Annotated in this window: 19 protein-coding genes and 1 pseudogene; 12 read left to right on the forward strand and 8 right to left on the reverse strand. The window is 53.9% G+C overall.

Annotated features, from left to right (window positions below):
- Nucleotides 1–7: 7 nt before the first annotated feature.
- Nucleotides 8–844, reverse strand: coding sequence for a helix-turn-helix domain-containing protein (locus tag GKR98_17165; protein ID QMU59755.1), 837 nt, complete (start codon nt 842–844; stop codon nt 8–10).
- Between the two features lie 167 nt (nt 845–1,011).
- Between GKR98_17165 and GKR98_17170 the strand changes: the two genes are divergently transcribed.
- The 4 genes and pseudogenes from GKR98_17170 to GKR98_17185 all read left to right on the forward strand — a co-directional run bounded on the left by GKR98_17170 (nt 1,012) and on the right by GKR98_17185 (nt 5,370).
- Entirely contained in the window at nt 1,012–2,199 is a 1,188-nt protein-coding gene (locus GKR98_17170) for an aminotransferase class V-fold PLP-dependent enzyme (protein QMU59756.1), read from the forward strand.
- Nucleotides 2,200–2,211: 12 nt separating this feature from the next.
- Complete coding sequence (locus GKR98_17175) at nt 2,212–3,162, forward strand: pyridoxal-phosphate dependent enzyme (GenBank protein ID QMU59757.1); 951 nt, start codon at nt 2,212–2,214, stop codon at nt 3,160–3,162.
- Between the two features lie 9 nt (nt 3,163–3,171).
- Nucleotides 3,172–4,395, forward strand: coding sequence for a DSD1 family PLP-dependent enzyme (locus GKR98_17180; protein QMU59758.1), 1,224 nt, complete (start codon nt 3,172–3,174; stop codon nt 4,393–4,395).
- A 10-nt stretch (nt 4,396–4,405) separates the two neighbouring features.
- Nucleotides 4,406–5,370: pseudogene (locus GKR98_17185) on the forward strand (ornithine cyclodeaminase family protein).
- A 40-nt stretch (nt 5,371–5,410) separates the two neighbouring features.
- Here GKR98_17185 and GKR98_17190 read toward each other — a convergent pair.
- Nucleotides 5,411–6,319 carry a LysR family transcriptional regulator gene (locus tag GKR98_17190; protein ID QMU59759.1) on the reverse strand — a complete coding sequence of 303 codons (909 nt, stop codon included), beginning with the start codon at nt 6,317–6,319 and terminating at the stop codon, nt 5,411–5,413.
- A gap of 96 nt (nt 6,320–6,415) precedes the next feature.
- On the opposite strand from GKR98_17190, the gene GKR98_17195 reads away from it, so the two are divergent.
- Nucleotides 6,416–7,651, forward strand: a complete 1,236-nt coding sequence (locus tag GKR98_17195) for a cysteine desulfurase (protein ID QMU59760.1) — start codon at nt 6,416–6,418, stop codon at nt 7,649–7,651.
- Nucleotides 7,652–7,697: 46 nt separating this feature from the next.
- Here GKR98_17195 and GKR98_17200 read toward each other — a convergent pair whose 3' ends face one another.
- On the reverse strand, nt 7,698–8,267 hold the full coding sequence (locus GKR98_17200) for a DUF882 domain-containing protein (GenBank protein ID QMU59761.1): 570 nt from the start codon (nt 8,265–8,267) through the stop codon (nt 7,698–7,700).
- Nucleotides 8,268–8,585: 318 nt separating this feature from the next.
- On the opposite strand from GKR98_17200, the gene GKR98_17205 reads away from it, so the two are divergent.
- The 7 genes from GKR98_17205 (at nt 8,586) to GKR98_17235 (ending at nt 14,945) form a co-directional block, all read left to right on the forward strand.
- On the forward strand, nt 8,586–10,190 hold the full coding sequence (locus tag GKR98_17205; GenBank protein QMU59762.1) for a L,D-transpeptidase family protein: 1,605 nt from the start codon (nt 8,586–8,588) through the stop codon (nt 10,188–10,190).
- A 23-nt stretch (nt 10,191–10,213) separates the two neighbouring features.
- Nucleotides 10,214–11,305, forward strand: coding sequence for a UDP-3-O-(3-hydroxymyristoyl)glucosamine N-acyltransferase (gene lpxD, locus GKR98_17210; protein ID QMU59763.1), 1,092 nt, complete (start codon nt 10,214–10,216; stop codon nt 11,303–11,305).
- 43 nt (nt 11,306–11,348) lie between these two features.
- Nucleotides 11,349–11,615: an acyl carrier protein gene (locus GKR98_17215; GenBank protein QMU59764.1), complete on the forward strand. Its 267-nt coding sequence runs from the start codon at nt 11,349–11,351 to the stop codon at nt 11,613–11,615.
- Nucleotides 11,616–12,824 carry a beta-ketoacyl-ACP synthase II gene (locus GKR98_17220; protein ID QMU59765.1) on the forward strand — a complete coding sequence of 403 codons (1,209 nt, stop codon included), beginning with the start codon at nt 11,616–11,618 and terminating at the stop codon, nt 12,822–12,824.
- An 84-nt stretch (nt 12,825–12,908) separates the two neighbouring features.
- Nucleotides 12,909–13,298: a hypothetical protein gene (locus GKR98_17225; protein ID QMU59766.1), complete on the forward strand. Its 390-nt coding sequence runs from the start codon at nt 12,909–12,911 to the stop codon at nt 13,296–13,298.
- A 56-nt stretch (nt 13,299–13,354) separates the two neighbouring features.
- Nucleotides 13,355–13,705, forward strand: a complete 351-nt coding sequence (locus GKR98_17230; protein QMU59767.1) for a YciI family protein — start codon at nt 13,355–13,357, stop codon at nt 13,703–13,705.
- Nucleotides 13,698–14,945 (forward strand): sigma-70 family RNA polymerase sigma factor, encoded by a 1,248-nt coding sequence (locus GKR98_17235; GenBank protein ID QMU59768.1) that lies wholly within the window; start codon nt 13,698–13,700, stop codon nt 14,943–14,945. Before GKR98_17230 ends, GKR98_17235 begins: the two co-directional genes overlap by 8 nt.
- Here the strand turns inward: GKR98_17235 and GKR98_17240 are convergent, their stop codons facing one another.
- The 5 genes from GKR98_17240 to GKR98_17260 all read right to left on the reverse strand — a co-directional run bounded on the left by GKR98_17240 (nt 14,946) and on the right by GKR98_17260 (nt 19,480).
- Nucleotides 14,946–15,359, reverse strand: coding sequence for a transcriptional repressor (locus GKR98_17240; protein ID QMU59769.1), 414 nt, complete (start codon nt 15,357–15,359; stop codon nt 14,946–14,948).
- Nucleotides 15,360–15,445: 86 nt separating this feature from the next.
- Complete coding sequence (locus GKR98_17245; protein ID QMU59770.1) at nt 15,446–16,870, reverse strand: YdiU family protein; 1,425 nt, start codon at nt 16,868–16,870, stop codon at nt 15,446–15,448.
- Between the two features lie 34 nt (nt 16,871–16,904).
- Nucleotides 16,905–17,351: a GNAT family N-acetyltransferase gene (locus GKR98_17250; GenBank protein ID QMU59771.1), complete on the reverse strand. Its 447-nt coding sequence runs from the start codon at nt 17,349–17,351 to the stop codon at nt 16,905–16,907.
- A gap of 87 nt (nt 17,352–17,438) precedes the next feature.
- Nucleotides 17,439–18,383, reverse strand: a complete 945-nt coding sequence (locus tag GKR98_17255) for a nucleoside hydrolase (protein QMU59772.1) — start codon at nt 18,381–18,383, stop codon at nt 17,439–17,441.
- Nucleotides 18,384–18,457: 74 nt separating this feature from the next.
- Complete coding sequence (locus GKR98_17260; GenBank protein QMU59773.1) at nt 18,458–19,480, reverse strand: extracellular solute-binding protein; 1,023 nt, start codon at nt 19,478–19,480, stop codon at nt 18,458–18,460.
- Nucleotides 19,481–19,554: the final 74 nt, after the last annotated feature.

The following is a 19,554-nucleotide window of genomic DNA, read 5'->3' on the forward strand; positions in this document are numbered from 1 at the left end:
CTTTGGCTTATCGCCAGTGCCCCCCAATTGCACGGGTCAGATTCTGAGCAGCGTCGACCACTGCGATTGCTAATCGGTCGATTTGGTCGTGGCCGACGCGACTTGTGGGGCCGGATACGGAAATGCCTGCCACTGCTTCGCCGTGCATGTCGAAAACGGCAGCTGCAATGCAGCGCATGCCCAAGTTTTTCTCTTCGGCGTCAAAGGCATACCCTCGGTCTCGAGTGACTTTCAGATCGTCCGCCAATTGTTCGAGATTGGTGATCGTTTGGGGTGTGAATTCTTCCAACGGAGTGTGGCCGAGTGATTTTGCAATCCATCCTGGCTCTTTGTTGGCAAGCAGTGCCTTGCCGATACCGGATGCGTGCAGAGGCGATAATGTTCCAGGGGGAAAAAAGGCGCGGATATTCTCATGGGTCTCGACCTGGCTGACGAACAGGACGTTCGGACCCTGTTCAACGCCAAGGTTCGCGGTTTCGCCTGTTTCTTCCATCAGTTGGCGTAGGATTAGGCGGGCGCGGTCGACAAGGCTGGTGCGGCGCAGAAATTTCGCTCCGATGACGAACGCCTGGGGGCCAATGTGCCAGGTTTGATCAGTCGCGTCGAACTCGACCAACTGGCGCTGCTGAAGCGTCGTCAGAACCCGGTAGACGGTGGCAGGAGACTGGTTCATCTCGGAGGAAAGTGCCGAAAGCGGCTTGCCTGAAGTTTCGCTGAGATACTCGAAGATCTCCATCGCTCGGTCCAAGGACTTTATGGTGTTTTGATCCGACTTATCGTGCCAGTCGCGAGGCCGACCGCGGGCGCGCCGGGGTGATTGGGGGTGATCTTTCGGAGAATTCATAAACTGTCTCGGTATTTTTTTGAAAAACATATTCATTATATGAAAAATGTAAGAGTTTGGCAATGTTGAATTAAATTGGAAGGCGAGTGGAAGTGAACGGATTTCGAAAAAATTGTTGACGAAGAAATACCAACTTATGGTGGTGGAAATGTTTGATGGAGATGGTCATGAGCTTTCAAAATCCAGTCTTTATTCCCGGCCCAACCAACATGCCGGAAGAAATTCGCAAGGCGTGCTATATGCCGACGATCGATCACCGCTCGCCGGTGTTCGGCGGTATTTTGAATCCCTGTTTGGAAAATGTGCAGCGCATCCTGAAGTCGGACTCGGCTCAGGTCTTCATCTTTCCGTCTACCGGAACCGGTGGTTGGGAAACGGCGTTGTCCAATACCCTTTCAGCAGGCGACAAAGTTCTCTCCGCGCGCAATGGCATGTTCAGCCATCGCTGGATCGACATGTGCCAACGGCATGAACTAGAAGTTCAGGTTGTGGAAACTGCTTGGGGTGATGGGTTGCCCGCTGATCGGTTTGAAGAAGTTTTGACGGCAGACACCGGCCATCAGATCAAGGCGGTTCTTGCCACGCACAATGAAACCGCGACGGGCGTTAAGTCCGATATCGCGGCCGTGCGTCGGGCATTGGATGCGGCTGGTCATCCGGCGTTGCTTTTTGTTGATGGTGTTTCATCCATCGCCTCGATGGATTTCCGGTTCGATGAGTGGGGCGTCGATATTGCCGTTGCGGGCAGTCAGAAGGGCTTCATGCTGCCTGCCGGACTGGCCATTCTGGGATTTTCTCAGAAAGCTATGGAGGCAAGGAATACGGCATCGTTGCCAAGAACCTTTTTCGATATTGGGGATATGGCAAATGGGTATGCCGCCAATGCATTTCCTTACACGCCGCCCGTTGGATTGATGAATGGTTTGAAGCTGGCGACGGACATGTTGCTGGAAGAAGGGCTGGAGAACGTTTTCGCCCGCCACAGGCGTATTGCTGAGGGCGTTCGGGCGGCCACGGCGGCTTGGGATCTGCGCCTTTGTGCAACCAAGCCCGAGTTTTACTCGGATACAGTCAGTGCAGTTTGCACGCCGGAAGGGTTCAATGCGACTGACATTGTCACCCATGCGGCTAAGACATACGGTGTGGCTTTTGGTGTTGGGCTGGGTGAAGTGGCCGGGAAAGTTTTCCGCATCGGTCATCTTGGTAGTCTGACCGATGTCATGACTTTGAGCGGAATTGCGACCGCGGAAATGTGCATGGCTGACCTTGGATTGGATATCAAATTGGGTTCAGGAGTTGCGGCGGCACAGGAGTTCTACCGCAGCCATCCGGCCCAGGCGCAACAGGCGGCCTGACGGGAGGATCGCATGTATATACCGACTTATGAGGATGTTCTTGAGGCGCACGAGCGAGTTGCGCCCTACATCCATCGCACACCGGTTTTGACGTCGACTTTCCTGAATGATCTGACTGGCGCTGAATTGTTTTTCAAATGTGAGAACTTTCAGAAGGCCGGGGCGTTCAAGGTGCGGGGCGCGTCCAATGCGGTTTTCGGGCTTTCTGAAGAAGCGGCGGAACGAGGCGTTTGCACCCATTCATCGGGAAATCATGCGCTGTCGTTGAGCTATGCGGCCGGGCGCAGGGGCATTCCCTGCAACGTCGTCATGCCGCGCACCGCGCCACAGGCGAAGAAGGACGCGGTTATCGGATATGGTGGGGTGATTACGGAATGCGAGCCTTCTACGTCGAGTCGCGAGGCCGTATTTGCTGAAGTTCAGGCCGCGACTGGTGGAGATTTTGTGCATCCGTATAATGATCCGCGCGTGATCAGCGGGCAGGGGACGTGCTCTCGTGAACTAGTCGACCAAGTCGGTTCATTGGATGCGGTGGTTGCGCCAATTGGGGGCGGTGGAATGATTTCAGGTACATGCCTGACGTTGTCGAACATTGCACCAGAAACAGAGATCATTGCAGCAGAGCCCGAGCAGGCGGATGATGCGTATCGCAGCTTTAAGGCCGGGCATATCATTGCGGATGACGCGCCAGTGACGGTGGCCGATGGGCTGAAAGTGCCGCTGAAAGAACTGACGTGGCATTTTGTTTCGAACCATGTGGCTGATATTCTGACAGCATCGGAAGACGAGATAATTGATGCGATGGAACTGATCTGGAGCCGCATGAAAATCGTTATGGAGCCAAGCAGTGCTGTGCCTTTGGCCACAATTTTGAAGAACAAAGACCGATTTGCAGGAAAGCGGGTCGGCATCATCATTACAGGCGGGAACGTCGATTTGGGCGCGCTGCCCTGGAATAAGTGAGGACTGAAAATGAACGTACAATCGGATTTTTCCGACTTTGAAGTTGGATATGATATTCCAGCGGTTCCGGGGATGAGCGAGCGTGACATTCAAACGCCGAGCCTGGTGCTTGATCTGGACGCGCTGGAGCGCAACATCAAAAAGATGGGCGACTATGCGAAGGCGCACGGGATGCGTCACCGCGTTCACGGCAAGATGCATAAATCTGTTGATGTTGCGAGATTGCAGATTGAGCTTGGCGGCGCCTGCGGCGTTTGCTGTCAGAAAGTGAGCGAGGCAGAGGTATTTGCGCGTGGCGGCATCAAGGATGTCATGGTGTCGAACCAAGTGACAGATTTGCGGAAGATTGACCGGCTTGCTGCGATGCCAAAGTTGGGCGCGCGTGTTCTTGTCTGTGTCGATGACCCGGCGAATGTTGCCGACCTGGCGGCAGCGGCGCAGAAGCATGGCACCGAGATTGAAGCGCTGGTTGAAATTGACTGTGGTGCCGGGCGGTGTGGAGTGACCACGACGCCAGCAGTCGTTGAAATTGCAAAGCTAATCGATGCAGCTGATGGTCTGAAGTTTGCCGGTATTCAGGCCTATCAGGGCGCAATGCAACATATGGACAGCTATGAAGATCGCAGGGGCAAGCTGGATACAGCCATTGCCCAGGTGGCGGATGCAGTTGACGGGCTGAAGGCCGAGGGGTTGGAGTGCGATATCGTTGGCGGCGGCGGAACAGGGTCTTATTACTTTGAAAGTAATTCGAACGTTTACAACGAGTTGCAGTGTGGTTCTTATGCGTTCATGGATGCCGACTATGGGCGTATCCTGGATGCAGATGGCAACAGGATAGACGCGGGCGAGTGGGAGAATGCCTTGTTTATTCTGTCCACGGTTATGAGCCATGCGAAGGTTGACAAAGCAATTGTCGACGCCGGATTGAAAGCGCAGTCGGTGGATAGTGGGTTGCCCGTGGTATTTGGGCGCGACGATGTGGAATACATCAAATGCTCTGATGAGCATGGTGTGGTCATGGACACGGACGGCAATCTGAAGGTTAACGACAAACTGCGTCTGGTGCCCGGACATTGTGATCCGACTTGCAACGTTCACGATTGGTATGTGGGCGTGCGAAATGGCACGGTTGAGACGGTTTGGCCCGTTTCAGCGCGCGGCCAAGGCCTATTGATACTGGTCGTTCGGCGGGTGTCCGTTTGCTGCAGGCGGACCGCGAATTTCCAAAAATGAAGGACAAAAGATGCTGATCGTTCCCGAGCGCGACATTGCCGAGTTGATGACTCGCGATGCTGCATTTGAAGCCGTTGAAAATGTTTTTGCGGCCATGGCATCAGGCGATGCCTACAACTTTCCGGTCGTGCGAGAGGCGATTGGGTATGAAGATGCTCTGTATGGATTCAAAGGTGGGTTCGACCGTTTGGGGAAGTCGTTGGGACTGAAGGCTGGGGGATACTGGCCCAACAATCTGGCGACACATGGGATTATTAACCACCAGTCGACCGTGTTCCTGTTCGATCCCGATACCGGCAAGGTGAAAGCGATGGTTGGTGGCAACCTTTTGACGGCGCTCAGGACAGCAGCGGCTTCGTCGGTGTCAATCAAGCACCTGGCGCGGGAAGATGCGAAGATCATGGGGATGATTGGCGCCGGGCATCAGGCGACGTTCCAGTTGCGAGCCGCATTGGAGCAGAGAAAATTCGAAAAGGTCATAGGCTGGAATCTGCATCCAGAGATGTTGAAGAACCTTGAGGGTGTGGCGTCGAAGGCTGGGTTGCCGTTTGAAGCTGTGGAGTTGGACGGGATGCATGAGGCGGATGTGATCATTTCGATTACGTCGTCATTTACGCAATTCTGGGCGCTGATCAGGTCAGCGGAGGCACGCATATTGCCTGTATGGGCACCGACACCAAGGGCAAGCAAGAGGTTGAAGCTGCGCTTTTGAAGCGTGCGACGGTGTTTACCGACGAGGTGGCGCAATCAGTCAGCATCGGCGAGGCACAACACGCCGTCAGCAAAGGTCTCATTGACGAAAGCGATGTCAATCAGATCGGTGCGGTTATCAATGGGACGCATCCAGGGCGCGTGGATGCTGATGAGATTACCTTGTATGATGGGACCGGAGTGGGCCTGCAAGATCTGGCGGTTGCGGCGCGGGTGGTTGAACTTGCAGTCGAAAAGGGACTGGCGATTGAAGTGGACTTTTGACCGATCGTGAATGAGACACCCACTAAACTATTGATTCAGATCAGGTTTCTTTTACAACAGCCGAGATGCGGCTGATCATGAATTCCATGAACAGTCTGGTTTTTGGGTCCTGCATGCGCCGGTGCGTAAATAAGCATGCTATCTGAATTGGCGTCGGCGGCGTTTTCGTTGCCACAATGACCAGTTTTCCGGTGTTTAGATGATCGGATACTTCAAAGCGGGGTTTCATGGCGATGCCGTGTCCGCCCAAAGCCCAGTCGACCAAGACGTCACCATCATCGCATTCGAAACGCCCGGAAACGCGGAAACGCTTGGGGCCTTCATCGGTATTCAGGTTCCATTGGAATTCGGTGGCACCTGGGAACCTTAGACTGAGGCATTCGTGGCTGTCGCGAATGAGATCATCGCCGCTGGCAGGATTTCCTCGGGCTTCAACGTAAGACGGTGCGGCGACGAGAACCCGTTCGACGTCGGCGATTTTCCGTATGCGCAGGTTGCTGTCCTCGGGTTGGCCCAGGAAGAATGCCAGATCCAGCCCTTCGGTGGTGAGGTCGACTTTACGGTCAGTGAGGCGCAGGCGAACGCTGACATCTGGGTACTCCTTCAAAAACGCCGGAACGAGTGGTGCGATCAAGCGTCGGCCAGCCCCCAGGGGCGCTGCAACATAAATCGAGCCTTTGGGGTTGTCAGTGATATTGACGACCTGGGCTTCGGCATTTTCCACGGACTCGAGCACTTCACGGGCACCACTGTAAAAGACTTTGCCCTGTTCGGTTGGCGTGAGGCTGCGAGTTGTTCTTTGGAACAGTCGGACGCGCAGGTGTTCTTCCAATTGGGAAATGCGTGAGGATGTCACGGCTGGCGAAATTCGCAAGTCGCGTCCGGCGGCTGACATGCTGCCCAATTCGTAAACACGTACGAAGGTTCGGATGTTATCAAAGTACGACATTGTTCGGCTATTTTTGATACAGCTTGGATTTTGCCATCAATACCAGAATAATCGCTTCGCAACTAGAGTGGTGATGCGAATCTTAAGGAGGCGGTCATGTATGATTTTGTGGTGATGTGGGATTGGGTCGGTTTTGCAGTCCGTTGGCTGCATGTCATCACCGCGATAGCCTGGATTGGATCGTCGTTCTATTTTGTGGCGCTGGATCTTGGATTGCGGAAAACACCGCATTTGCCGGAGGGCGCTCATGGCGAAGAGTGGCAAGTCCACGGCGGCGGATTCTATCACATCAACAAATATTTGGTGGCGCCCGAAAACATGCCAGAGCATCTGGTGTGGTTTAAATGGGAAAGCTATGCAACCTGGCTGTCTGGCGCGGCTTTATTGATGGTTGTCTACTGGGTTGGCGGCGAGCTGTATTTGCTGGACCCGACCAAAGCTGACCTTTCTCTGTGGCACGGCATTTTGATTTCTGGTGGATCGCTGACGATCGGTTGGATTTGCTATGATTTCTTGTGCAAATCGAAGTTGGGTGAGACCCCGACGGCATTGATGGTGTTGCTGTTTGTCATTCTGGTTGTGATGTCCTGGGGCTATAACCAAATATTCACGGGACGGGCGGCGCTGCTGCATCTTGGTGCATTTACTGCAACGATCATGACAGCGAATGTGTTTTTCATCATCATGCCGAACCAGCGGATCGTGGTGAAGGATCTGCAGGAAGGACGTCTGCCGGATCCAAAATACGGGAAGATCGCAAAGCTACGGTCGACACATAACAACTATCTGACCCTGCCGGTGGTCTTTCTGATGTTGTCGAACCATTACCCCTTGGCGTTTGCCACCGACTACAATTGGATCATCGCCAGTTTGATCTTTCTGACCGGTGTCACGATCCGCCATTACTTCAATACCTTGCACGCGACGGGGAAGGGGCCGCACTGGACTTGGGCAGTAACTGTCATTTTGTTCATCATCATTGCGTGGCTATCGACGGCATCCATGGGCGAGACTTATGAAGAGGCAGAAGCGCGCGCGCTTACGCCAACTGAATTGGTCTATGCATCGGCAGATGGGTTCGACGAAGCCTATGATGCGGTGATAGGAAATTGCTCGATGTGTCACGCACGAGAACCGGTTTGGACGGGCCTGCTCTGGCCGCCGAAAGGTGTGGTGCTGGAAACCCGGTCAGATGTCCTTAGACATGCGCAGCCGGTCTTTCTGCAAGCAGGCGTCAGCCATGCGATGCCGCCACCGAATGCAGTTCAAATGGACGATGAGGCGCGCCGAAAGATTGTTGAATGGTTTCGCGCAGCACAAGGTGCGTCATAGCGATAATGGCGTTGTGACGCGGTTTTTAATCGCCGCTAAAGCAGGCTTATCTGCCCCAAACGCGGATCGGTCCACAATCCACATGAACAAAGTTCGATCTGGAATATTTGCCAACACCGCCGGCTGAACAAGAGATTGCGGCGCGAGCAATCTGAGACACGCTACGACCACTGAGACGTAAATCCGCCGCCTGTCCCTTCATATGAAGAGAGTTCCGTGCGACCGAACGCGAGCGTGAACGCAGCATGTTGTTCGTCGTGGGCGACCGGTATCCGGACAACATCAGGAACGGAGAGTCCGCATCAAGAAGGTTGTGGGATGCCGCGATGATGTCGACTGTTCTGGTATCGATGTTGATGACCCCGCCAGTGCGCCAATCGCGCATGAACCGGTTCACCTCGGCCAGTGCCTCGGGAATGTATTCGCCTTCGATCCAGTAGATGGTATTGATGCTTTCGCCACTGCGACCAGAGTGAAGGTTGATGCGGCGGATATCGCCAGCGCCACGGAGCAGACCAAAAGCATTGGAGTAAGTCGGAGCCGAAGCGACCGCCGTTGCAGCAAATGCGCCAAGTAGATTGCGCCGCGAAATGCCCTTCGAGCTTGTCGTCGTCATTCAGTATTTGTCCCGTCTTCCAGCACCACGATCATACCACGCGATGCGCACGCCCATCCCCAAGTGCCCGATTTGTATTGCATGAAGAAGTTCACAAGTGAACCTTGGTTGGTTGCAGTTTGAAATATTTCGCTAGAATCGGCGAAATATTGCTCATTTTGAATGTCTTGCGATTTTCGTGACCGTTTTGCCGCAGACCTGAGCTGGATGCCTTGAAATTAACTGTCTGTCGGGAAAGTGAGTGGACAGCAATCATCTGTTTACCGCACATATATTAGCGGTGGGGGCCAGAATTTGATGGGACGAGTTGAGACTGCCATGCATATTTCGAAGAGAGATTTCACCCTAGGCGTTGCCTCGGGAGTTTTGTTGCCGCTTGTGAGCGGTTTTCCAGCGTTTGCCTCGACAACGGCAGTTATGCAGTCGATTGCAGAGTTCTCGTCCAAAGACAAAGCGATTGCCGGGTTCTATAAATCGATTGGCTACAAGCAGATCTGGACCGGAAAACGCCGACAGGATCGTGCGCGACGCGAGGCATTTCTGAAAGCAATTGCGGCGGCGGCAACCCATGGGTTGCCAGCTGAAAAGTATCAGGCGGATGCGCTAAAGTCGAAATTACGGTCGGTGTCTTCTCAGCGGGAGCTGGGTAAACTTGATGTTGAATTGAGCCGGATGTTCCTAGATTACGCGCGCGATGTGCAAACGGGCATTCTAAATCCGCGTCGTATCGATGAAGAGATGCCGCGTGAAGTTCCATTGCGCTCGCGTCAATCTATTCTTTCTGCATTTGAGAAGTCCAATGCCGCAGGCTTTATCAAAAGTTTGCCACCAAAAGCGCCAGAATATGCGCGCCTCATGAAAGAGAAATTGCGCTTTGAGAAGATCGTTGCGCGTGGCGGATGGGGCGGCAAAGTTTCGGCTAAGAAGCTGGAACCGGGCGCGAGTGGCAACGCTGTCATTCAATTGCGCAATCGCCTGATTGCCATGGGTTATCTGAAGCGTACGTCGACAAAAGTTTTCAACGAGAAAATGGTCAAGGCGGTTGCAGAGTTTCAGCAAGACCATGGGCTGAACACCGATGGTGTTGTTGGGCCGCGGACTCTTGCAGCCATTAACACACAGGCCGAAACGCGGTTGAGCCAGATTATTGTTGCCATGGAACGCGAGCGTTGGTTGAACATGCCGCTGGGCAAGCGTCACGTTTGGGTTAACCTGACTGATTTCCATGCGCGCATTATCGACAACGGTAAGATCACGTTCAAAACCCGCTCTGTTGTCGGGATGAATGCCGATGATCGACGTAGCCCCGAGTTCTCGGACGTTATGGAATACATGGTGATCAATCCAACGTGGAATGTGCCGGAATCAATCACTATCAAAGAATACCTGCCGATGCTGCGTGAAGACCCTTATGCGGTCTCACACCTAAACTTGCTGGACAAGACCAGTGATCAGGTTGTTCCGCGCACGGGTTTGGACTTCAACGATTTCGATGAGGAAAATTTCCCCTTCCGTCTTAAGGAGCCGCCTAGCCAAGGCAACGCGCTTGGACTTGTGAAGTTCATGTTCCCGAACCGACACAACATTTATTTACACGACACGCCAGCGAAGAGTCTTTTTGGGCGTGAGAAGCGGGACTTTAGCCACGGGTGCATTCGGCTTCGCGATCCGTTTGACTTTGCCTATGCCCTGCTGGCGCGGCAGACGAATGACCCTAAGGGGTTCTTTGCCCGTCTTCTGAGAACTGGTGAAGAAAGTTTTGTGAATCTGAAAGAGCCGGTGCCCGTGCATCTGGTCTATCGAACAGCCTTCACCGAACCCAAGCGCAAGATCCAATTCCGCGGTGACGTTTATCGACGCGATTCCAAGATTTGGCGCGCGTTGGAGAATGCCGGGGTGGCATTGGGGTCCGTTCGCGGCTAATTCTTTCCCGAAAGGGGCGGCCTATGAACTTTACCGTCAGTGAAATTGCCAAGGCGCTGGATGCGGTGCTGTTTGGTGATGGTGATATAGTCATCAGCGGAGCCTCGGAGCCGGCCAGTGCGGGCGTTTCGGATTTGGCGTTAGCAATGGATCCGAAATACGCCGATGGCCTTGCTTCTGGTTCAGCATTGGCGGCCATTGTTTGGGAAGATGCAGACTGGCAGTCATTTGGACTGAAGGCAGCGTTGGTGGTGCCTCGCGCGCGTTATGCAATGTCGGGGTTAACAGCGCTGATGGATTCCGGGCCTGAGATCGAAGCGGGCGTTCATCCCTCTGCCGTCATCCATGAAACAGCTATTATTGGTTGCGGTGTCGCAATCGGGCCATTGGCAGTGATCGGTGCGCGCTCGCAGATAGGGACGAACGCCCGAATTGCCGCGCATGTTTACATCGCAGAGGAAGTTGAGATTGGCGACAGCGCCTTGATCCACTCTGGCGTCAGAATTTCAGCCCGTGTCCGAATTGGCGACCGGTTCATTTGTCAGCCGGGTGCGGTAATTGGCGGAGACGGCTTTAGTTTTGTTACACCCGAGAAAAGCCGGGTAGAGGATGCGCGACAGTCGCTGGGGAAAGATGCGAACGCGTTGAACGCCAGCTGGACGCGTATTCACTCGCTAGGTTCCGTGAAAATCGGCGATGACGTCGAAGTCGGTGCGAACACTTGTATAGATGCGGGAACTATTCGTGCGACGCAGATCGGCAATCGCACGAAGTTGGATAACCTTGTTCAGATCGGGCATAATGTGATCGTCGGCGATGACACATTGCTGTGCGCGCAAGTGGGGATCGCCGGTTCGACGACCATTGGAGATCGCGTGGTCATGGGCGGACAGTGTGGTGTGTCTGATAACATATTTGTCGGCGATGATGTGGTCGCTGGCGGCGCCTCGAAGATGATGTCGAAGGTGCCTGCTGGACGTGTGGTTCTTGGGTATCCTGCGATGAAAATGGACCAATATCTGGAGGCCAGTCGTAACTGGCGCAGATTGCCGCGCATGTTGGATGACATCAAAGCGTTAAAGAAATCTGTTTCAAACCAAGATGGGGATGACTAGATAGTCGCCACACTTCTGGAGCCAAATTCACAGGCAGGTTGAGATGAGCAACGATATAGCAGAGCGTGTGATCCGAATAATTGCTGACCAAGCTGTCTTGGAGGTGTCTGACGTTGATCGCGGTCAATCCCTGGATGATCTGGGCATCGACAGTATGGGCCTGGTCGAGGCGATCTTTTCTATCGAGGAAGAGTTTGACATTCAGGTTCCATTCAATGCGAACGAGCCAGAAAAATCTGATTTTGATATCACTTCGGTCTCGGCGGTTGTTGCGGCAGTTGAAAAGCTGGTTGCGGACCAGACGTCGTAGATGCGTCGCGTTGTCATAACCGGTGCCGGGACGATTAACCCGCTAGGGCATTCGGTTGCAGAAACGTTTGAAGCTATGCGCGAAGGGCGGTGCGGCATTGGTGACTTGGATATTCGCGATGTTGAGCGTCTGTCCATACGCATCGGCGGACAGGTTAAGGAGTATGATCCGGATGCCGAGTTCAACAGGCAGCAACAGGCGCTTTACGACCGATTTACTCAATTTACGCTGATAGCCGCGCGTCAGGCGATTGCGCAGTCGGGGCTGGTGTTCGAAGGCACATTGGCGGCTGAGTCAGGTGTGGTTCTGGGCACATCCGGCGGCGGCTTGACCACGCAGGACGAAAATTATCGCGCTGTGTATGAGCAGGGTAAGAACCGAGTTCATCCGTTCATTGTGCCAAAGCTAATGAACAATGCTGCCGCATCGCATGTGTCGATGACGTGGAACCTAAAGGGGCCGTCATTCACCGTTGCGACAGCTTGCGCTTCGTCCAATCACGCCATGGGTCAGGCGTTCTGGTTGATCCGCAATGGTGGCGCAGAGGTTATGATCACAGGCGGTTCGGAGTCGATGCTGTGTTTTGGTGGGGTTAAGGCGTGGGAAGGACTGCGTGTCATGTCCAAAGACGCTTGTCGGCCGTTTAGTGCGAACCGTAACGGGATGGTTCAAGGCGAGGGCGCAGGGGTGTACGTTTTTGAAGAGCGTGAGCGCGCCGTGGCTCGTGGCGCCGAGATACTGGCGGAGGTCGTGGGATTTTCGATGACTTCTGATGCCGCTGATATTGTGATGCCAAGCCAACAGGGTGCCGCCCGTGCAATTCGGGGTGCACTGAGGGATGCCAAAATCGATGCAGACATGGTCGACTATATCAATGCTCATGGGACTGGCACGGCGGCCAATGACAAGACGGAATGTGCGGCAGTGGCAAATGTTCTGGGGCGGCACGCAGACAAGGTTATGATCTCGTCGACCAAGTCGATGCATGGGCATTTGATTGGTGGGACCGGTGCCGTTGAGCTGCTGGCAGTTTTGATGGCTTTGAAAGATGGAATTGTCGCGCCAACGATTGGCTATGAAGAGCCGGACCCGGAATGCGCGCTGGATGTTGTTCCCAATACGGCGCGAGAGGCCAAAGTAACCTTTGCACTGTCCAATGCGTTCGCATTTGGTGGTCTGAATGCTGTGATGGCTTTGAAGCGGGCCTAATTAGTTTAAAAAAATTTTGAAGCGATGTCGAAAATGTCGATCCTCGTTCGTCTTTAGTTTGACGACCAACGAAAGGAGGCACTTATGTCAGTCGCAATTACAGCCCTATACGCCGCATTTTTGGGCATCATCTTCATCGCATTCTCGGGGTATGTCAGCTCGGTTCGTAGCAAGACCGGTGTCGGAACCGGAGATGGTGGGAACATCCAGATGGTTGTGGCGATGAGGCGGCACGGCAATATGGCCGAATATGTTCCGTTCGCTTTGATACTGATGGCTCTTGCAGAAATCAGCGGCCTGAGCGCCACATGGCTTCATGTGGCTGGGGTGTTGCTGGTGGCAGGCCGATTGGTGCATCCGTTTGGTATTGCGGAAGACGGCGGGGTTTTTGCCGCCCGAATTGGTGGGCAACTAGCGACTTATGCAGCCATGACAATTCCGATTGTCTACGTGCTGATGGCGGGCATTGCCTAGGCCTTGCGTGACGAAATCGAATTCTAGAGACTTTCAACTGAAGTAGGAGAAGATCAATGCGTTATATTGCACTAATTTACGCAGCCGACGGAACGGCCCCCCAACCTGGAACACCCGAAGGTGACGACTTCATGAAGAGGTATTTCGAGGTGACGCAAACGTATCGCGAGCGCGGTGTTTTATTGGCGGGGGAGCCGCTGCAGCACACCGAAACCGCAACATCGGTGCGCGTTCGTGACGGTAAGACCGAAACCATTGACGGGCCTTTTGCTGAGACCAAGGAGCGGCTGGGCGGGTATTATGTATTTGATTGCAAAGATTTGGACGAGGCGATTGAGCTTGCGGCCATGATACCAACGGCCGAGGTGGGCACAATCGAAGTGCGCCCGATCATGGAACTTGGCTGAAGATAAAGCCGACAGTGATCTGGCGGATGTCCTTGGCGGTATCTTGCGGAAAGATCGCGGACAATTGCTGGCGGCGCTTATCGGTGCCGTCGGCGACTTTGATTTGGCCGAAGATTGTTTGAGCGATGCTGTTGAACGTGCGTTGGTGCATTGGAAACGCAGTGGCATTCCCAGATCGCCAAAGGGGTGGCTGCTTCAGGTTGGGCGGCGCTCGGCCATTGACCGTATTCGGCGAGGCAGAAGGTTGGCGGCCAGAGCCCCGGACATCGAGCGTTTGATGGAAGAAGATCAGGAATCCCGTAATGCGAAGCCTGAGGAGATTCCGGATGAGCGGTTGCGGTTGATATTTACCTGCTGTCACCCGGCGCTTGAGGAAAAGACCCGCATTGCACTGACATTGCGCACCGTAGGCGGGCTAACGACGCGGGAAATTGCGCGCGCATTTTTAGACTCTGAAGTGAATATTGGGCAGCGGCTGTCGCGAGCGAGGTCAAAAATTGGAGCAGCGACAATACCGTATGTTGTTCCCGAAAGAGCTGATTGGGATGCCAGGCTCGGTTCAGTGTTGACCGTTATCTATTTGATTTTCAACGAAGGTTGGACGGCAGGGGCGGGCGAAGCTCCGATCCGAAATCGGTTGTGCGATGAAGCGATTTTTTTGGCCAGACTAATGTGCCAGCTGGCACCGGAAGAGTCGGAAATAGAAGGGCTGCTTGCTCTGATGCTATTGACCCACGCCAGGCACGGTGCACGTCATCAGACTGGTCGGGGATTTATTCCGTTGGATCAGCAAGACCGAAGGCTTTGGGACGATGCCATGATATCAGAAGGGTTAAATGTTCTGGATGCCGCAGTTGCGCGTCAGAATGTTGGACCATTCCAATGTCAGGCGGCAATCCATGCGCTGCACGTCCAGTCTGATTCAGACGTCGGCACGGATTGGGCGCAGATTGTGTTGCTGTATGATCGGTTGCTTGAGTTCCAGCCTTCGCCGGTTGTTCGGTTGAATCGCGCAGTGGCATTAGCCGAAACCGGATCATTGGATCTGGCATTGAGTGAAGTGCGCGGGTTGAAAGAAGAACTTCCGCGTTATCAGCCTTACTACGCTGCATTGGCGGAACTGGAGGCGCGGGCAGGAACTAAAACGGCTGCGCGTGACGCGATGGACATGGCAATAAAATTGTCGAGCAGTGATGATGAGAAACGGTGGCTTGCCGCGAAACGACAGCAACTTGAGTGATCAATCAGATTTCTTAGGGACGCCATAAAGTTCTAGTCGATGGCCACGCAATTCGAACCCCAGTTTGTCGGCGATCTTTTCCTGCAGGGCTTCGATTTCGGCATCGACAAATTCTATGACTTCGCCTGAATGCAGATCAATCAGGTGGTCGTGATGGTCACGTTCGGCGTCTTCGTACCGTGCCCGGCCGTCGCGAAACTCTAATTTTTCAAGGATGCCAGCCTCTTCAAAGAGTTTTACTGTTCGGTAAACTGTCGCAAGCGAGATCTTGGGATCGACGCCGCTGGCGCGCGCGTAAAGCTCTTCGACGTCTGGGTGGTCGTCGGCTTCTTCCAGGACAGATGCAATCGTGCGTCGCTGGTCGGTTAAGCGCAGTCCTTGCTCTTCGCATCGCTCGATAATGGTATCGGGCATGTCCCCTCCTTACTGCGCCTGAGTTTTCGTTTTAGGGCAAGGTGCTTATCAGGGAAAGCCCGCACTGTGATAAGACTTGGTGAGAATTACGTTCCGCAGAATGTTTGAGGCACTCTTTCGCCGTCGCTTGGTGGGCGGGTCAGGTCTTTGAAAGCATCCAGGTCAGCGAATGGGTCAGACAGTGCGGCGTTCAGTCGTTCAAAAACGGAATAGTCACCATCTACGCCGGCTTGAATAGCTTCTTCGATCCGATGAGTGCGTGCGATAAATGCGGGATTGACGCGATGAAGTTCTGGCAGGCGGTCTTCTGGAGTTGTTTGTTCGTGGTCAAGACGGTCCCGCCATTTTTGCTGCCATTCAGTGTAGAACTCTGGCTGCAAAAACTGGTCTTTTGCGTTGTCGTCTCCCAATGACCTGAAGGTGTTCGTGAAGTCGGCCTGGCCTTTTGCCATTCTATTCATGAGATCGTGAATGAGTTCTTCGTCGCCATCTTCACTGGACTGGAGGCCCAGTTTGGCGCGGAATACTTTTAGCCACTCGGAGCGGAACATGTCTGGGAAAGCGTCAATGCTGGCCTGCGCATCTTCGACTTTGTCAATCAGCGGAACAAGGGACGTGGCGAGCTGGGCCAGATTCCACATGGCAATATCGGGTTGTCGTGCATAGGCGTAGCGGCCGTGTTGGTCGATAGATGAAAAGACGCGTAGAGGATGGTGTTCATCCATAAATGCGCAGGGGCCATAGTCGATAGTTTCGCCCGAGATTGTCATATTGTCGGTGTTCATCACACCATGAATGAAGCCAAATCCCATCCATCTGGCGATCAACCGGGCCTGTTTTTCTACGACGGAATTTAGAAGGCCCAAAGCGTCATGGGCATCTGGAAAGTGCCTTTGAATAGCATGATCCGCCAAGTGTACGAGTGCTTCGACATCTTTTTGCGACGCAAAATACTGAAAGGTTCCGACGCGGATATGACTTGATGCGACGCGCGTCAAAATGGCTCCGGGCAGGGGTGCCTCGCGGATAACAGTTTCGCCGGTGGCGACGGCAGCCAGAGCGCGTGTGGTTGGAACGCCCAAGGCGTGCATGGCCTCAGACACGATATATTCACGCAAAACCGGGCCAACCCAGGCGCGGCCATCGCCCATTCGTGAATAGGGTGTTGGGCCGGAACCCTTTAGTTGGAGGTCATATCGCGATCCGTTTGGGGCAACGATTTCGCCGAGAAGAAGTGCACGCCCGTCGCCCAAGCGCGGCGACCAGCCGCCGAACTGATGACCGGCGTAGACCTGCGCAAGTGGTGCTGCCTCGGACGGCATCGCATTTCCTGCGAGCATTGCCATGCCTTCGGGTGATGACAGTGCGGCAGTATCCAACCCCAGCTCAGTGGCCAAGGCTTGGTTCATAGCGATCAATGAGGGCTCGCGGACCGGAATGGGGGACATTCTGGTGTAAAACCGATCAGGCAGTTTGGCGTAGCTGTTATCGAAGGGAACGGTGAAGGACATATTGGTTAATATAGGCCGTGCGATTGGGATTGCATCACGCTGTCCACGTCATCAGTCCATAGCTGCGCCGTTGAAAGCCCAAGCGTTTGTATAGGTTGCGTGCTGGTGTGTTGTCGTTGGAGATTTCCAGATGCAGGGCTTTGACACCAGCATCCTGGAGTGAGCTTATTAGAGCGCCAAGCGCTTCGCCGCCCATGCCCCGACCGCGCACTTTTTCCCGAACCCAGAACTCATCTATGAAACCGTCCATTCCGCCCATCTCGATTGACCAGCCAAAACTGACGGCGACATAGCCGACTGGTGCAATTTTCGGGCCTACAAGCCAAATGGCGCCATGAGGAGAGCCTTTGAGCAATGGGAGAATGGCGTCACGGCGCGTTTCGGGAGTGGACGAAATATCCTCGAACGCATGATAGGCTTCGACCATGGACTCGATACGCTCAAGGGATTTTTCATCGGCCAAATGCAGAAGTTGTGTCAACAGAAGTGCTCCGGTGCAGGGTCATTGCTGTGAATTGTTGTTTCGGATGAGGCGGGGTTGGAAATTGGGCAAAATCTAAAATGGTCACTAAAGGCGCGCCAGTCTTTCGGTCAGAAGGTCAAAGAACATCTTTTTGTCAATGTCGCCCATGAACATTGCGTTGACTGGGCGATCCGTCACGCCCCACCAATCGGCAACTGTCATTCCGAGTGTAAGTTCGGAGGAGGTTTCAATCTCTACATTCACTTTGCGACCCGAAAACATAGAAGGGTTGATCAGATAAGCCACGGTGCAGGGGTCATGTAGCGGTGCGCCTTCGGAGCCGTATTTTTCTTTGTCGAACCTTTCGAAAAAATCGGTCCATTCTGCAACCATTTGGCCGACGTCGGTACCAAGATCGCGCATTCCTTGAACCCACGTGGCGTTGGTCAGGGCCTTGTGGGTGAGGTCTAGCGGCATGACGACGATTTCGACCCCAGATTTGAAAACGATTTCAGCGGCTTCAGGATCGACATAGATGTTGAATTCGGCTGCGGGTGTGCTGTTGCCGACTTCGAAGTAGGCGCCACCCATCAGAACGATCTCCTGAACGCGATCGACTATGTCCGGTGCCTGCTGAAAGGCTTGGGCGATGTTCGTTAGCGGGCCGATTGGAACCAGGGTAACCGTTCCGGGCTCTTCGTTTCGAAGGGTCTGGATGATAAAATCCACGCCGTGCTGCTCCTGCAGCGGCATATTTGGCTCTGGAAGTTGTGGTCCGTCCAAGCCGGTTTTCCCGTGAACGTGCTCGGCAGTTACCAGCTTGCGTGACAAAGGCTGATCGCAACCAGCGAAGACCCTAACATCTGGACGCCCAGCCAGTTCACAGACGATGCGAGCGTTCTTCTGAGTGAGGTTCAGAGGGACGTTGCCTGCGACCGCGACAACACCCAATACGTCAACTTCATCTGGTGAAGCCAGCGCCAGAAGAATGGCAACGGCGTCGTCCTGGCCGGGATCAGTATCTATGATAATTTTGCGTGGGGCGGCCATGTGGGTCTCCGAATTGAGCCGGAACATTGGCTGCACGTCGCACTGATGTCCATAGGGTGGGCAATCAGAGTGCCTTATCCATCTGTGCCTGCAGCACCATCAAAGTCCACACGTTCGACTATCTTCAAAGCTTCGGCGCGGTGCTGGGAAATTGTCGCCAAATCTGTTTGATCTGGATCGAAAGAACCCCATGACGCCACTAAGTCCGAAATATCAGCATCGGGACTAGCAGGGTATTCATAGACAGCGGATGCAAAGATGGATTGCGCGTTGTTGGATGCCAAGTATTCCATGAATTTCAGCGCATTATCCCGATTGGGAGCGCTGGCTGTCATGGCAACACCTGAAACATTCACATGGGTTTGGTTGTTATCGGCGAATGTCGGAAACTCGATGCGAACCGCGTTTGCCCAGTCTTGCTGATCCGGATCATTCAGCATTGCGCCCATGTAGTAGGTGTTTCCAATCGATATATCGCATTCACCAGCCCAGATCGATTTGACCTGCGCGCGGTCATTACCTTCGGGAGCCTTGGCCAGATTTGCCTTTACGCCTTGAAGCCAGCTTTCTGCGGTTTCAGGCCCAACGTGTTCAATAACAGCCGACAGAAGTCCAAGAGTGTAGGAATGAGTGCCCGAGCGGGTGCAGATGCGGCCTTTCCATTTTGGGTCGGCCAGATCATCGTAAGTTGTGACTTCTCCGGGGGCGACACGATCTTTGGAGGCATAGATGATCCGTGCCCTTGTTGTCAGCGCGAACCACTCACCAGCGGGGTCGCGTAAGTTTGCTGGAATTGAAGACGAGAGCGCATCGCTTTTGACGGGCTGAGTGACCCCTGCGGATTTAGCTTCGGTTAGGCGGCTGATGTCAGTGGTCAGAATGATGTCGGCTGGAGAACGTTTGCCTTCTGCCAGAAGCCGTTCGACCAATCCCTTGTTCACAAAAGCAACATTCGTTTCGATGCCTGTTTCTTGGGTAAACCCATCCAATAGTGGCTGGATAAGTTCCGGCTGGCGATACGAGTAGATATTGACCTCGGCGCTGAATGCGGGTGCTGCAATCAACGACACGGCGAGCATGATAGGGGCGGTTCGCATTAAACACTCCAAAGGTTTAAGACACGCTGAGGTATTAATCCGACTCTTTTTGTCGGGTCAATATCTGATCATTA

Source organism: Boseongicola sp. (assembly GCA_014075275.1).
Lineage (GTDB): Bacteria > Pseudomonadota > Alphaproteobacteria > Rhodobacterales > Rhodobacteraceae.

Bases quoted from the DNA above. Each gene is read 5' to 3' on its own strand.
- GKR98_17165 (QMU59755.1), bottom strand. From the start codon at position 844: ATGAATTCTCCGAAAGATCACCCCCAATCACCCCGGCGCGCCCGCGGT.
- GKR98_17170 (QMU59756.1), top strand. From the start codon at position 1,012: ATGAGCTTTCAAAATCCAGTCTTTATTCCCGGCCCAACCAACATGCCG.
- GKR98_17175 (QMU59757.1), top strand. From the start codon at position 2,212: ATGTATATACCGACTTATGAGGATGTTCTTGAGGCGCACGAGCGAGTT.
- GKR98_17180 (QMU59758.1), top strand. From the start codon at position 3,172: ATGAACGTACAATCGGATTTTTCCGACTTTGAAGTTGGATATGATATT.
- GKR98_17190 (QMU59759.1), bottom strand. From the start codon at position 6,319: ATGTCGTACTTTGATAACATCCGAACCTTCGTACGTGTTTACGAATTG.
- GKR98_17195 (QMU59760.1), top strand. From the start codon at position 6,416: ATGTATGATTTTGTGGTGATGTGGGATTGGGTCGGTTTTGCAGTCCGT.
- GKR98_17200 (QMU59761.1), bottom strand. From the start codon at position 8,267: ATGACGACGACAAGCTCGAAGGGCATTTCGCGGCGCAATCTACTTGGC.
- GKR98_17205 (QMU59762.1), top strand. From the start codon at position 8,586: ATGCATATTTCGAAGAGAGATTTCACCCTAGGCGTTGCCTCGGGAGTT.
- lpxD (QMU59763.1), top strand. From the start codon at position 10,214: ATGAACTTTACCGTCAGTGAAATTGCCAAGGCGCTGGATGCGGTGCTG.
- GKR98_17215 (QMU59764.1), top strand. From the start codon at position 11,349: ATGAGCAACGATATAGCAGAGCGTGTGATCCGAATAATTGCTGACCAA.
- GKR98_17220 (QMU59765.1), top strand. From the start codon at position 11,616: ATGCGTCGCGTTGTCATAACCGGTGCCGGGACGATTAACCCGCTAGGG.
- GKR98_17225 (QMU59766.1), top strand. From the start codon at position 12,909: ATGTCAGTCGCAATTACAGCCCTATACGCCGCATTTTTGGGCATCATC.
- GKR98_17230 (QMU59767.1), top strand. From the start codon at position 13,355: ATGCGTTATATTGCACTAATTTACGCAGCCGACGGAACGGCCCCCCAA.
- GKR98_17240 (QMU59769.1), bottom strand. From the start codon at position 15,359: ATGCCCGATACCATTATCGAGCGATGCGAAGAGCAAGGACTGCGCTTA.
- GKR98_17245 (QMU59770.1), bottom strand. From the start codon at position 16,870: ATGTCCTTCACCGTTCCCTTCGATAACAGCTACGCCAAACTGCCTGAT.
- GKR98_17255 (QMU59772.1), bottom strand. From the start codon at position 18,383: ATGGCCGCCCCACGCAAAATTATCATAGATACTGATCCCGGCCAGGAC.
- GKR98_17260 (QMU59773.1), bottom strand. From the start codon at position 19,480: ATGCGAACCGCCCCTATCATGCTCGCCGTGTCGTTGATTGCAGCACCC.